Below are 13,386 nucleotides of genomic sequence, written 5' to 3'. Positions count from 1 at the left end.
GCTCGGCTCCCATGCCGCGCCCCCTCGTCAGCGTCGTCGCACCGCTTCACCCTGTTCAGGACCGTCTCGGCGAGAGCCCGTCGCCCGCGCTCGACCAGTCGTACGGGGAGCCGGATCAGGATCAGGGGGAGAAGCAGGCGCGCGTCAGGGCGTGGGCCCTGAGCGGCAAGAAGCGGGTGCGCCGCCATGTCCTCGGTGGCCTCTACCGCGCCGACCTGCGCCGCCCCCTCGACCCGGACCTCGTCGTCCACGGGGCGTACTGGAACCGGGGCGTGGCCTGCAATCCCGCCGCCATCCACGCCAAGGCGCTGGAGCTGGCGCCCCGGCTGCGGCATCTGTGGGTGGTGGGCAGCCGTCATGTCGGGCGGGTGCCGGCGGGGGTGGAACACGTCGTCGCGGGGTCGCGCGCGTACTGGCGGGCCATGGCGACGGCCACGTACCTCGTCAACAACTCCAGCTTCCCCGGCGGGTTCCGCAAGCGGGCCGGGCAGGTCTACCTCCAGACCCACCACGGGACCCCGCTCAAGTCCATGGGTCTCGACCAGCGCAGCTATCCGGCCTCCGCGCGTGGCATGGACTTCGAGAAGGTCCTCGCGCACGTCGGCCAGTGGGACTTCAGCCTCGCCGCCAACCCGCACGCGGCCGAGGTCTGGGACCGCGTCTACCCGGCCGCGTACGAACACCTCCACCTCGGCCAGCCCCGCAACGACCGCTATTTCACCGCCACTTCCGACGACGTCGCCGCCGTCCGCGCCTCGCTCGGCATCGCGCCCGACAGCCGTGTGCTCCTCTACGCCCCGACCCACCGGGACCACCGTGATCATCAGCCCGACGGGGCCGGGCGCCGCTCGCCGCCGCTCGCTCTCGACGTGGGGCGATTCGCGCGCGAAATGGGGGACGAGTGCGTCCTGCTGGTGCGGGCGCACTACTTCCACGGGATCTCGGCGGGCCTCGACGCCGGGCCGCCCCGGGTCGTGGACGTCACCGGGTATCCCCGCGTCGAGGACCTCTGTCTCGTGTCGGACGCGCTGATCACCGACTACTCGTCGCTGCTCTTCGACTACGCCTGCCTCGACCGGCCGATCGTCGTGCACGCCCCGGACTGGGAGGAGTACCGGGCCGCCCGGGGCGTCTACTTCGACCTGCTCTCGGGGCGTCCGGGCGACACCCCCGGCGCGGTCTCCACCAGCGACGACGAGCTGATCGCGCTGTTCAGGGACGGCGGCTGGGACACGGACGCCAGCACCGGGCTGCGCGGGGCGTTCCGGGCGCGGTTCTGCCTGTACGACGACGGGCACGCGGCGGAGCGGGTCGTGCGCCGCCTCTTCCTGGGCGAACAGCCACCTCGCCCAGGACCGGCAGCCCCCACCGGCCCCACCCGCCCCACCCGTCACCCGGATGGACGGGCTGAGGTGACCGCCCTCGCGTTCGGCGGTTGAGCACGCGTGGGGCGGGACGCGCCCCCGTCCGCCGCAGGAAGGTGCTCCCCGTATGACGCGTATGACGCCCCTGACGCCCCGCCTCAGCGTCGTCGTCCCCGTCCACAACGTCGAGGAGCACCTGGGGGCCTGTCTGGAGTCGCTGGCCCGGCAGAGCCTGCGGGACCTCGACGTGGTGCTCGTGGACGACGGCTCGACGGACGCCAGCGCCGACATCGCCCGGGAGTTCGCCGCGCGCGACGACCGGTTCCGGGTGGTGGCCAGGGAGAACGGCGGCCTGGGCGCGGCCCGCAACACGGGCGTCGCGCACACCGCGCCCGGCACCGAGTACCTCGCCTTCGTGGACAGCGACGACGTACTGCCGTCGCGCGCCTTCGAGCTGCTGACCGGCGCGCTCGACAAGTCCGGCTCCGACTTCGCCTCCGGCAACGTCCTGCGGCTGACCGGCGGCGGGCGCCTCGGACAGCACCCGCTGTTCACCAGGCCGATGCGCTCCACGCGCCCCGCCACCCACGTCACCAGGGACTGGTCGCTGCTCCTTGACCGGATCGCCTGCAACAAGGTGTTCCGCCGCGCCTTCTGGGACGAGCAGGCCTTCGCCTTCCCCGAGGGCGTGCTCTACGAGGACATCCCGGTCGTGCTGCCCGCGCACTTCGCCGCCCGCTCGGTCGACGTCCTCCAGGACGCCGTCTACTACTGGCGCTACAGGGAGAGTTCGATCACCAACCGGCGCGCGGTGGTGCGCGGGGTCGTGGACCGTACGGCGGCGGTGCTAGGCGTCAGCCAGTGGCTCGCGGGGACGCCCGAGCACAAGAAGCGTTACGACGAGTCGGTGCTGTGCGAGGACCTCTGGTACTTCATGCAGGTCCTGCCGGAGGGCGACGCGGCCTACCGCCAGGCGTTCCTCGATCACGCGGGGGAGTTCGCGGGCCAGGTGGACCCCGAGGTGCTGGCCGGGCTGCCGCTGCACCACCGGGTGAAGTGGCACCTGACCCGCGAGCGGCGCCTCGAAGAGCTGGTCGGCCTGCTGGAGTTCGAGCGCCGCAATCCGCGTACGCACCGGGTGCGCGGGCTGCACCGGCGCACCGCCGTGTACCCGCCGCTCGCCGCGCCCCTGCCGCGTGACGTGGCCGCCCTGGCCCCCGGCGACCTGCCGCTGGAGGCCCGGCTCACCGGCGCCGAGTGGCAGGGCGGCAGGCTCCGGCTCACCGGGTACGGCTACATCCGCAACCTCCCGGCCCGGGCGCGGCGGCACGCGCTGAAGGCCGCCTGGCTGCGCACACCCGACCGGCGCGCCCTGCCGCTGCGGCTGAAGAGGGTCAACGACCCGTCCATCACCGCCCGTTCGGGGCAGGAGCTGCACGGCTACGACTGGGCCGGCTTCGAGATCACCGTCGATCCGGCCCGGCTGCTCACCGAGTCCGCCGGCACCACCTGGAAGCTGGTCCTCGGGGTGCTCGGCCACCGGGGCGTGCCGGGCCACGGCGTGGCGCGCCGGGGCGGGGTCGCGGACGGGGGCGCGCAGTTGGAGGCGCACTACCTCGACGAGGACACCAGGGTCGTCCCGGTCTTCGCGTCCGGCCGCCTCCAGCTGCGCGCCGAGCGCGTCCAGACCTGGCTGACCGGCCACGACTGCCACGACGGCGTGCTCACGCTCACCGGCCGCACCCGTACCCGCGCGAGCGCCCTGCGGCTCGGCCACTGGCACTCGGAGGCCGCGATCCAGGTCCCCCTCGCGCGCGACGGAGAGCGGTTCACCGCCCGGGTGCCGCTCGACGAGCTGGTCGCGGTGCGCGGCCGGGGCCCGGTGCGGGCGCCGCACGGCGAGTCCCGGCCCGCCGACGCGTACAGCGTCCAACTGGTGAAGCCGGACGGCCGGCGGCTCCCCGTCGCCGCGCCCCCCGCGCTGCCGCTCGGCCGCCACGCCGCCCCCGGGGGCCGCGAGCTGGCCTTCACGGTGAGCGCCTGGGGCAACGCCGTCCTCACCGACCAGCTGCCCCACGCGTACACCGAAAGCGTGGCCTGGACCGATCACTCGCTGGTCCTCCAGGGCCGGTACGCGGGCGGTCCCGGCATCCCGCTCCAACTGCGCCGCACCGGCGCCGAGGAGGAAGAGGTCGAGCTGCCCGCCCGCTGCGCGGACGACCGGTTCCGGGTCGAGTCGGCGTACGAGGCGCTGACGCTGATCGGGGAGGGGGAGTGGCGGCTGTCCATGGGCGAGGCGCCGGTGCGGGTCCCGGCCGCCGCGCATCCCACGCTCCCCGCCGCCCGTACGATCGCCGGACGCGACTTCCGCGTCCGCCGCGACGGCCACGACCAGCTGACCCTCACGGTCTCCGGACCGGCGGCGGCCGCCGCCGAGGGGGGCGACCCGTGCGCGAGCTGAGCATCGAGGGCGCCTGGGTGGTCGAGCCGCAGGTGCTGCTCGACAGCCGGGGCAGCTTCCACGAGTGGTTCCGGGACGACCGGTTCTCCGCCGCCACCGGCCACGGCTTGGGCCTGGCGCAGGCCAACTGCTCGGTGTCGGCGCGCGGCACCCTGCGCGGGGTCCACTTCGCGGATGTGCCGCCGGGGCAGGCGAAGTACGTCAAGTGCGTGCGCGGGGCGGTCCTGGACGTGGTGGTGGACCTGCGGACCGGGTCGCCCACGTTCAAGCGGTGGGAGCAGGTGCTGCTCGACGACCGCGACCATCGGGCCGTGCACCTGGCGGAGGGGCTCGGGCACGCGTTCATGGCGCTGACCGAGGGGGCGACGGTGGTCTACCTCTGCTCGGAGGGGTACGCGCCGACCCGTGAGCACGGGGTGCATCCGCTCGACCCGGATCTGGGCATCGCGTGGCCCACGCATCTGACGCCGCTGCTCTCGCCGAAGGACGCGGGGGCTCCTGGCGTCGCGGAGGCGGGGGAGCGGGGGTTGTTGCCGTCGTACTCGGCGTGTGTGGAGTGGTATGCGCGGCGGCGGGCGTTGGTTGCGGCTCGGCCGTAACGCTCCGCCGCGTGGGGGTGGGGCTGCTCTTCGTCTGCGGGCCGTGGCCGGTTGCTCGCGCCCACGCGGCGGAGCCGCACATGTCACAGCCCCGCGCCCCTAAGTGCGCCCCTGAGCGCGCCCCTTCGGGACGCCCCCGGCGGCGGAGCTAAATCCGCGCCCCCGCCCGCTCCGCCTCCACCAACCCCGGCAGCGCCTCCGCCAGCGCTTCCCGCCACTCCCTCATCGGCTTCAAGCCCGCCTCGCGCCAGCGGCCGTGGGACAGGACGCTGTAGGCGGGGCGGGGGGCCGGGCGCGGGTAGCACTCGGTGGTGGTGGGGCGCACTCGGGCCGGGTCGGCGCCCAGCAGCTGGAACGTCTCGCGGGCCAGGTCGTACCAGGTGCCGTGGCCCGCGCCGGTGCCGTGCCAGTGACCGGCGGGCGCGGTCCCGGCCAGCGCCGCCTCGCCCAGCCTGACCAGCCGGTCGGCCAGGTCGGCGGTCCAGGTGGGCTGGCCGCGCTGGTCGTCGACGACGTCCAGGTGCTCGCGCGCCGACTCCAGTCGGATCATGGTCCGTACGAAGTTGGCGCCGCCCGCCCCGTACAGCCAGCCGGTCCGCACCACATGGCCGGTCCTCGGCAGCAACGACCGCACCGCCCGCTCGCCCGCCAGCTTGGTCCGGCCGTAGGCGGTGCGCGGGGCGGGCGGGGCGTTCTCCGGGTAGGGGGCGGTCGCGTCGCCCGCGAAGACGTAGTCGGTGGAGACGTGCAGCAGCAGTGAACCGGCGCGGGCACAGGCGCGCGCCAGATGGGACGCGCCCTCGCCGTTGACGCGCAGCGCCTCGGCCTCCCGGGTTTCCGCCTCGTCCACGGCCGTCCACGCGGCGCAGTTGACGACGACGTCGGGCCGGGCGCCGGCCACCGTCGCCGCGACCGCCGCCGCGTCCGTCAGATCGAGCGCCGAGCGGTCCAGGGCCAGTGCGTCCCGGCCCGCGAGCCGGGCGACCACATCCCGGCCGAGCATCCCGCCCGCCCCGGTGACCAGCCAACTCGCGCTCACAGGGCGGCCTTTGAGCGCAGCGGCTCCCACCAGTCGCGGCGGGTGCGGTACCACTCGACGGTCTCCGCCAGGCCCTCGGCGAAGTCCTTGCCCGGGGCGTAGCCCAGCTCGGCGCGGATCTTGGCGCAGTCGACCGAGTAGCGCCGGTCGTGGCCCTTGCGGTCCTCGACGTGCACCACCCGGTCCCAGTCCGCGCCGCACGCCGCCAGCAGCAGCCCGGTCAGCTCGTTGTTGCTGAGCTCGGTGCCGCCGCCGATGTTGTAGACCTCGCCGGGGCGGCCGCCGGTGCGGACCAGCTCGACGGCGCGGACGTGGTCGTCGATGTGCAGCCAGTCGCGGACGTGGCGCCCGTCCCCGTACAGCGGCACCGTTCCGCCGTCCAGCAGCCGGGTGATGAAGAGCGGGATCAGCTTCTCGGGGAACTGGTGGTGGCCGTAGTTGTTGGAGCAGCGCGTCACCCGTACGTCCAGGCCGTGGGTGCGGTGGTAGGAGAGCGCCACCAGGTCGGCGGAGGCCTTGGAGGCGGCGTACGGGGAGGTGGGCCGCAGCGGGTGCTCCTCCGGCCAGGAGCCCGAGTCGATCGAGCCGTACACCTCGTCGGTGGAGATGTGGACGAAGGGGCCGAGCCGGTGGCGCAGCGCCGCGTCGAGGAGCGTCTGGGTGCCGAGCACGTTCGTCCGTACGAACTCGGCGGCGCCCCGGATCGAGCGGTCGACGTGCGACTCGGCGGCGAAGTGGACCACCTGGTCGTTCTCGCCGACCAGCTTGTCGACGAGCCGGGCGTCGCAGACGTCGCCCTGGACGAAGGCGAATCCGGGGTGGGCGCGCACCTCGTCGAGGCTGGCCGGGCAGCCCGCGTAGGTGAGCTTGTCGAGGACGGTCAGCGCGACGTCGCCGGGGCCCTCGGGCCCGAGGAGCGTACGGACGTAGTGCGAGCCGATGAACCCGGCGCCGCCGGTGACGAGGATGCGAAGGGTCATGCGGAGATCTGTACCTTGCTGTGGTCACCGAGGACGAGCCGGTGGGCGGCCGGGGTGGGCGGGGCCGGCGTGATCTCGACGTCGCGGCCGATCAGGGACGCCTCGATCCGGCCGACGCCGTGCAGTGAGGAGCCACTGAGGACGATCGAGTACTCGATCTCGCTGTCGGTCACCCGGCAGTTCTCCGCGATCGAGGTGGACGGGCCGATGTAGGAGTTCTCCACGACCGTGCGCGGCCCGATGATCGCCGGGCCGACGATCCGGGAGCCGCGCACGGTGGCGCCCCGGTCGATCCGCACCCGGCCGATGATCTCGGTGCTGTCGTCGACCGAGCCCTCGTGCCCGGGGGTGAGCAGCTCCAGGACCGAGCGGTTGACCTCCAGCATGTCCTCGACGTTGCCGGTGTCCTTCCAGTAGCCGGAGATCACCGTCGAACTCACCTGCCGGCGCCGGTCGATGAGCCACTGGAGGGCGTGGGTGATCTCCAGCTCGCCGCGCGCCGAGGGGCTGATGGCGCGGACGGCCTCGTGCACGGCCGGGGTGAAGAGGTAGACGCCGACCAGCGCCAGATCGCTCTTGGGGTGCGCCGGCTTCTCCTCCAGGCGCGCCACCCGACCGTCCGTGTCCAGCTCCGCGACGCCGAAGGAGCGCGGGTCGGGCACCTTGGTCAGCAGGATCTGCGCGTCCGGGCGGGCGGCCCGGAACTCGTCGACCAGGTCGGTGATCCCGCCGACCACGAAGTTGTCGCCCAGATACATCACGAAGTCCTCCTCGCCGAGGAACTCGCGGGCGATCAGGACCGCGTGGGCCAGCCCCAGCGGCGCGTGCTGCGGGATGTAGGTGACGGTGATGCCGAACCGCGAGCCGTCCCCCACGGCCGCCCGGATCTCCTTGGCCGTGTCCCCGACGATGATGCCGACGTCCGTGATCCCGGCGGCGGCGATCGACTCCAGACCGTAGAAGAGCACCGGTTTGTTGGCGACCGGCACCAGCTGTTTGGCCGAGGTGTGGGTGATCGGCCGCAGCCGGGTGCCGGCGCCGCCGGAGAGGACGAGTGCTTTCACTGGGGGACCACCGGAGTCTGGGAGGCGAGGGACAGGTAGTGAACGACAGCTGAAGCCGGGGATTACGGCTGGTGGTGAACCATACGGGTGATTTCCGGGCTGCTGCTTTTGCCCAGGACGCGCAGGCCGAACAACGCCCCCGGGGTGAAAGTGCGTTGATCGCTCCGGTGTATTTCGCCCCCTTATTGGTACGTTCGTCCGCCATGAGCGCGCAGACATTCGGGACGAATCAGTACGTACGGCATGGAAGGCTCATCGTCGGGGCCGTGGCCGCCGTCGGGTTCCTCGCGAAGATGGTGTTCGCCGCCCGCACCCGGGGCCCCGCCGACGTCTTCTTCTTCTGGGCCTTCTCCCAGCACATCGAGAAGGTCGGCCCGGTACGGATCTACGCGCACCCGATGCCGGGGCTGCCGGTCTACAACCACCCCCCGCTGGCGGGCTGGATGCTGCTCGGGCTCGACCGACTCTCCCGTCTCGGCGTCGAGTTCGGGACGCTGATCCGCACCCCCGCCTGCCTCGCCGACTTCGCGGCCGCCCTGCTGGTTTTCGAGATCGTCCGCAGGCGCCGCTCGGTACGGACGGCCGTCGCCTGCGGCATCGGCGTGACCCTCTCACCGGTGCTCGTCCCGACCTCCGGCTACCACGGCAACACCGACTCGGTCGCCGTGACGCTGGCGCTCGCCGCCGCCTGGCTGCTCGCCGACCGGCGGACGCCGCTGGCCGCCGGGGTGGTCGCGGCCCTCTCCATCAGCGTGAAGTTCGTGCCGGTGGTGGCGCTGCCCGCGCTGCTGGTGGCGGCCTGGCGCACCGGGCGGCGGGAGTTCCTGCGCTTCTCGGCGGGCCTGGGCGCGGTGCTGCTCGTGGTGTGGGGGCCGGTGGTCGCGACCGTACCGGGGGCGCTGCGGGCCAACGTCCTGGAGTACAAGGGCGGCGACTTCCGGCTGTGGGGCATCGTGAAGTTCGCCGAGTGGCTGGGCTTCTCCCACGCCTCGATCGCCGAGCTGCGCGGACCCGGCCACTTCGTGGTGGTCCTGCTCTGCGTGGCGGCGGGCGCCTGGCCCGCCTGGCGCCGCCCGGACCGCGCGCCGCTGGTCGTCGCGATCACCCTGAGCGTGCTGCTGCTGCTCAGCACCGCCTCCGGGGTGCAGTACCTGGCCTGGCCGGTCGCGGCGCTCTTCGCCATCGGCTTCTGGGAGGGCCTCGCCTACAGCGTGCTCGCGGGCGTCCTCGCCTCCTGGGTCTACACGATCCAGAAGCCGACCCGCTGGAACTACGACCAGCAGGTCCTGGGTGCGTGGGCCTGGGCGGCGCTGCTGGTGGGGGTGGCCTCGGGGTACGCGGCGGTGTTCCGGTCGCGCGAGCGGCCGGGCGCCCCCGCTCCGCACGTGGCGACCACGGTTCCGGCTCCGAGCGCGCCGCTGGAGGTGCGGTGATGCGTCTGCGGGCCGTCGGTGGCCGGTCGCGCAGTTCCCCGCGCCCCTCAGGCAGTCGGCCGCAGCCGGAGAACTCAGCTCGGCCCGAGAGCTTTTAGGGGCGCGGGAACTGCGCGACCAGCCACCCACCGGCCCGCAGACGAACACCGGCCACCAACCCACCTCACCCCTGGAGACGCCCGTGCAGCCGACCCCGGTCCGTACCCCCGAAGCCGTCGACCGCTCAGGTCGAACCCCCCGTATCGGCGTCCTCGTCGTCGCCTACAACGCCGAGACCACTCTGGAGCGCACCCTCGACCGCATCCCGGCCGACTTCCGCTCCCGGATCGACGAGATCCTCATCCTCGACGACGCCAGCCACGACGGCACCTTCACCGCCGGCTGCCGCTGGTCCGAGGCCGAGGGCAGGCCCCGTACCGTCGTCATGCGGCACACCAAGAACCTCGGCTACGGCGGCAACCAGAAGGCCGGGTACGCGCTCGCCGCCGAGCGCGGGCTCGACATCGTCGTCCTGCTGCACGGCGACGGCCAGTACGCCCCCGAGCTGCTCCCCGAGATGGTCGCGCCCATCGAGCGGGGCGAGGCCGAGGCCGTGTTCGGCTCGCGCATGATGGACCGGGGCGGCGCGCTGCGCGGCGGGATGCCGCTCTACAAATGGCTGGGGAACCGTATCCTCACCCGGCTGGAGAACGCGCTGCTCGGCTCCCGACTCACCGAGTTCCACTCCGGCTACCGCGCCTACAGCGTCGCCGCCCTGCGCCGGCTGCCCGTCGAGCGCAACACCGACGCCTTCGACTTCGACACCCAGATCATCGTCCAGCTCATCGACGCGGGCCTGCGGATCCGGGAGATCCCGGTCCCCACCTACTACGGCGACGAGATCTGCTACGTCAACGGGCTCAAGTACGCCAAGGACGTGGTGAAGGACGTCCTCGAATACCGGCTCGCGGTCAAGGGGTTCGGCACCTGCCCATGGATCCCCAAGCCCGAGGGATACGCCTTCAAGGAGGGCGACGGCTCCTCCCACGCGGTGATCCTGGACCGGATGCGCGCCCTGCCGCCCGGCCGCGTCCTCGACCTCGGCTGCTCCGGCGGGCTCTTCGCCGAGCGCCTTCAGGCCCTCGGCCACGAGGTGACCGGCGTCGACCGCGTCGAGGTGCCGGGCGTGCGCGAGAGGTGCCACCGCTTCTTCACGGCCGACCTGGAGGAGGGGCTGCCCGAGGAGATCGGACGGGGGTACGACTACGTGGTCGCCGGGGACGTCATCGAACACCTCTCCCGGCCCGAGCGCGTCCTCGCCGAGATCGCCGGGGTGCTGCGCCCGGGCGGCCGGGTGCTGCTGTCCGTGCCGAACTTCAGCCACTGGTACTCCCGGCTGCGCGTCGCCCTCGGCGCCTTCGGCTACGACCGGCGCGGCATCCTGGACGAGACGCATCTGCGCTTCTTCACCCGCGCCAGCCTGCGCCGCACGGTCCAGGGCGCCGGGTACGACGTCCTCGCCCTGACCTCGACCGGGGCGCCCTTCTGGGCGCTGCTCGGCGGCGGGGGCCGGGTCGGCGGGGCGCTGGCGAAGGCGCTCGGCGGGCTCTCCCGGCTGCTGACCCGGCTGCGGCCGACCCTGTTCGGCTACCAGCACATCGCCCTGCTCACGCCGCACGCGGCGGAGACGATCATCGCTGGGGAGCACGTCGATGTACAGGACATCCTCAACCGCCAGTACACCCCCGCCGACCGCGTGGGCGTCTGACCGCACCCCGCGCCCGATGCCCGAAGCCCCGGTCGGGAGGCCGACGTTGAACCTGTCCAGCCTGGCCCTGCTGCTCTTCGCGGTGTTCTCCTCGGCGGGCGGCCAGATCATGCTCAAGCACGGCATGCGCTCCGCCGCGTCGGCCGTGGAGCACGGCGGCGGCTCGATCGCGCTGCGGGCCGCGACCAGCCCCTGGATCGTGGTCGGGCTGATCGTCTTCGCCGTCTCGGCCGTCGCCTGGATGTCGACGCTGGCCCGGGTGCCGCTGTCCGTCGCGTACCCCTTCAACGCCCTGGGGTATCTGCTGATCGTGCTGGCGGGCTCGACCGTGCTGCACGAGCGGACGTCGGTGTGGACGTGGTCGGGTTCGCTGCTCGTGGTGGTCGGGCTCGTCACGGTGATGGCCGGGCAGCGGCGGTGACCCGGCGGGCGGCGCTCTGGCCCGGCAGCGGCGGGAGCGCGCGCCGGGCGGGCTCGCCGGGCGCCCCGGCGTCCTCGCCGAGGAACACCGCGCGCACCACCCGCTCGGCGGCGTGCCCGTCGTCGTACGGACAGAACCGCTCCCGGAACGCGGCCCGCAGCACGGCGTTGGCGCGGCTGTCCCAACCGCCGTCCCGCAAGCACGAGATGAGTTCGTCCGTGCTGGTGGTGACCGCGCCCGGGGTGTCCCCGGGGCGCCCCGACAGCAGGTCGAAGCAGACGCCCCGGACCGTGCGGTACACCTCCCAGTCGGGGGCGTGCACCACGATCGGGCGGTCCAGGTTGGCGTAGTCGAACATCACCGAGGAGTAGTCGGTGACCAGCGCGTCCGCCGCCAGGCACAGCTCCTCGACGTGCGGGTGGCCCGAGACGTCGAGCAGCCCCGGGTGCTCCGGCAGCCCGGCCGAGGGGTGGAAGTAGTGGGCGCGCACCAGCAGCAGGGTGCCGGGCCCCAGCGCGTCCGCCACCCGGACCAGGTCCAGCGGTGCCGAGAAGCCGCGCTCGTACTCGCGGTGGGTCGGCGCGTACAGGATCGCGCGGCGGCCCGGCGCGATGCCGAGCGCACGGCGGGCGGCGGCGACGGACTCGGCGCTCGCCGCCGCGTAGACGTCGTTGCGCGGATAGCCGGACTCCAGGTGGCGCACCGCGCTCGGGTAGACGCGCGACCAGGTCTCTGTGGAGTGCGGGTTGGCGGAGAGCGAGAAGTCCCAGCGGTCCACCCGGCCCAGGAACCGGCGGAAGCTGAACCCCTTGGCGGCGGCCGGGTGGGCGAGCTGGTCCAGGCCCATGCGCTTGAGCGGGGTGCCGTGGTGGGTCTGGAGATGGCACTGGCCCGGGCGCTTGACCAGGTGGTCGGGGAAGTTGACGTTGTTCACGAAGTACGTGGCCCGGGCCATCAGCCGCCAGTACGCGCGGGTGTCCGGCAGCACGAAGGGGTGCCCGGCTGCCGACTGCGCCCTGTTGACCACCCATACGCCCCTGATGTGCGGGGCGAGTTCGGCGGCCTTGCGGTAGACGGCCGCCGGGTTGCAGCTCACGCCCCGGTTCCAGTACGCGGCGTACACCGCGAGACGCGGGTCGAGCGGGAGCAGCCGCTGGAGGCGGTAGTAGTACCGCAACAGCGTGCGCAGCACGGACTTGCGCAGGGCGCGGGCGCGCGAGCGCAGTCGGCGGCGGGCCGCGAGCGCCCGGTCGAGCGCGGCCAGCGTCCGGAACCGGCCCTCGGTGAGCAACCGGGCGCGCACGCCGGGCCGCCCGCCGACGGCGGGCCGGTGCTCTCGGCTGAACGCGGCCACCGCGCGGACGTACGCCCTGCGCTGTCCGCGCGCTCCCGCGTACGTCTTCAGCAGCTCCCGCACCGCCAGCGCGTACAGCGGTCCGCGCAGGGCCTCGGCCCCGGGGCGGGTGGCGACCTCGGCGAGCAGGGTGTCGTACGCGGCGACGACCTTCGCCGGGTCCTCGGTGCGGCGCGCCCCCGGCAGCGGGCGCTGCTGGCGGTGGTCCACCCAGGGCGTGGCCAGCGCCGCCACCGATCCGGCGGCGGCGAGCGAGCCGAGCGCCCAGACCGCCTCGGCCCGCTCGCCCGGGCCGAACCTCGGCCCGCCGTCACGCCAGAACTCCCGCCGCACCGCCCGGTTCCAGCTCACCGGGGCGACGCCGAGCAGGCCCGGCCGCTCGGCGGCCGTGGTCACCTCGTCCCCTGCGGTACGCAGCACCTCCAGGGAGCGGGCCGGCTCGGCCGTGCCGAGGAAGGGGGTGCGCAGATGCCCGAAGAGGAGGAGGTCCGGGTCCCCGGCCTCCTTCAGGCGGGCGTCGATGGCGTCGAGCGCGCCGGGCAGCTGGACCAGGCCGGGCTCCAGGAAGAGCAGGTACTCGCCGCGCGCCTGCCCGGCTCCGGCGTCGCGGCGCTCGCCCGCACTCACCGGGGCCGCCAGATGGACGGCCCGGACGCGGCGGTCGGCGGCGGCCAGTTCGTCCAGCAGCCGCCCCGAGCCGTCCGTCGAGCCGTCGTCGACCCCGATGACCTCGATGTCGGCGCGGCGCTGCCGCAGCACGGACTCCAGGCACTCCCGCAGCAGCCCGCGGGCGTTGTGGACGGGCACGACGACGGTGAAACGGGGCAACGCGGCCTCTTTCCGGGGCGGGGGGTTCTGGAGCGCGGGGTGCGGGCTGGGCGGGGTGTGAGCGTGCCCGGGGGCGGGGTGCCGCTGTGCCCACCC

At 73.7% G+C, this 13,386-nt stretch carries 10 protein-coding genes; 6 read left to right on the top strand and 4 right to left on the bottom strand.

The window, feature by feature from the left end; translation table 11 throughout:
• Positions 1-11 precede the first annotated feature (11 nt).
• The 3 genes from ABD236_RS21575 to ABD236_RS21565 are packed head-to-tail and all read left to right on the top strand — an operon-like array spanning position 12 to position 4,424.
• Entirely contained in the window at positions 12-1,439 is a 1,428-nt protein-coding gene (locus ABD236_RS21575) for a CDP-glycerol glycerophosphotransferase family protein (RefSeq protein WP_344075627.1), read from the top strand.
• A gap of 52 nt (positions 1,440-1,491) precedes the next feature.
• Positions 1,492-3,825: a glycosyltransferase family 2 protein gene (locus ABD236_RS21570; RefSeq protein WP_344075625.1), complete on the top strand. Its 2,334-nt coding sequence runs from the start codon at positions 1,492-1,494 to the stop codon at positions 3,823-3,825.
• Positions 3,813-4,424 carry a dTDP-4-dehydrorhamnose 3,5-epimerase family protein gene (locus ABD236_RS21565; protein ID WP_344075622.1) on the top strand — a complete coding sequence of 204 codons (612 nt, stop codon included), beginning with the start codon at positions 3,813-3,815 and terminating at the stop codon, positions 4,422-4,424. Before ABD236_RS21570 ends, ABD236_RS21565 begins: the two co-directional genes overlap by 13 nt.
• Before the next feature lie 148 nt (positions 4,425-4,572).
• Here ABD236_RS21565 and rfbD read toward each other — a convergent pair whose 3' ends face one another.
• Genes rfbD through ABD236_RS21550 form a run of 3 tightly spaced genes read right to left on the bottom strand, consistent with a single transcriptional unit; the run spans position 4,573 to position 7,507 of the window.
• A complete protein-coding gene (gene rfbD, locus ABD236_RS21560) occupies positions 4,573-5,463 on the bottom strand; it encodes a dTDP-4-dehydrorhamnose reductase (RefSeq protein ID WP_344075620.1) in 891 nt (296 codons plus the stop codon).
• A complete protein-coding gene (gene rfbB, locus ABD236_RS21555) occupies positions 5,460-6,443 on the bottom strand; it encodes a dTDP-glucose 4,6-dehydratase (RefSeq protein WP_344075617.1) in 984 nt (327 codons plus the stop codon). Before rfbB ends, rfbD begins: the two co-directional genes overlap by 4 nt.
• Positions 6,440-7,507 carry a glucose-1-phosphate thymidylyltransferase gene (locus tag ABD236_RS21550; protein ID WP_344075615.1) on the bottom strand — a complete coding sequence of 356 codons (1,068 nt, stop codon included), beginning with the start codon at positions 7,505-7,507 and terminating at the stop codon, positions 6,440-6,442. Before ABD236_RS21550 ends, rfbB begins: the two co-directional genes overlap by 4 nt.
• Before the next feature lie 203 nt (positions 7,508-7,710).
• Between ABD236_RS21550 and ABD236_RS21545 the strand changes: the two genes are divergently transcribed.
• From ABD236_RS21545 to ABD236_RS21535, 3 genes are all read left to right on the top strand, one after another.
• Positions 7,711-8,940 (top strand): glycosyltransferase family 39 protein, encoded by a 1,230-nt coding sequence (locus tag ABD236_RS21545; RefSeq protein WP_344075613.1) that lies wholly within the window; start codon positions 7,711-7,713, stop codon positions 8,938-8,940.
• A 181-nt stretch (positions 8,941-9,121) separates the two neighbouring features.
• Positions 9,122-10,687 (top strand): methyltransferase domain-containing protein, encoded by a 1,566-nt coding sequence (locus ABD236_RS21540; protein WP_344075611.1) that lies wholly within the window; start codon positions 9,122-9,124, stop codon positions 10,685-10,687.
• A 46-nt stretch (positions 10,688-10,733) separates the two neighbouring features.
• Positions 10,734-11,108: a DMT family transporter gene (locus tag ABD236_RS21535; RefSeq protein WP_344075609.1), complete on the top strand. Its 375-nt coding sequence runs from the start codon at positions 10,734-10,736 to the stop codon at positions 11,106-11,108.
• Here ABD236_RS21535 and ABD236_RS21530 read toward each other — a convergent pair.
• Positions 11,080-13,290, bottom strand: coding sequence for a bifunctional glycosyltransferase/CDP-glycerol:glycerophosphate glycerophosphotransferase (locus tag ABD236_RS21530; protein WP_344075607.1), 2,211 nt, complete (start codon positions 13,288-13,290; stop codon positions 11,080-11,082). The genes ABD236_RS21535 and ABD236_RS21530 overlap by 29 nt on opposite strands.
• Between the last annotated feature and the right edge of the window lie 96 nt (positions 13,291-13,386).

It is taken from the genome of Streptomyces crystallinus, assembly GCF_039521265.1.
Taxonomy (GTDB): domain Bacteria; phylum Actinomycetota; class Actinomycetes; order Streptomycetales; family Streptomycetaceae; genus Streptomyces; species Streptomyces crystallinus.
The sequence above is the reverse complement of the archived record's forward strand: the minus strand, read 5'-3'. Positions and strand labels throughout refer to the sequence as shown.

Excerpts from the sequence above, each read along its gene's own strand:
- ABD236_RS21575 (WP_344075627.1), top strand. The coding sequence starts at position 12 with ATGCCGCGCCCCCTCGTCAGCGTCGTCGCACCGCTTCACCCTGTTCAG.
- ABD236_RS21570 (WP_344075625.1), top strand. The coding sequence starts at position 1,492 with ATGACGCGTATGACGCCCCTGACGCCCCGCCTCAGCGTCGTCGTCCCC.
- rfbB (WP_344075617.1), bottom strand. The coding sequence starts at position 6,443 with ATGACCCTTCGCATCCTCGTCACCGGCGGCGCCGGGTTCATCGGCTCG.
- ABD236_RS21545 (WP_344075613.1), top strand. The coding sequence starts at position 7,711 with ATGAGCGCGCAGACATTCGGGACGAATCAGTACGTACGGCATGGAAGG.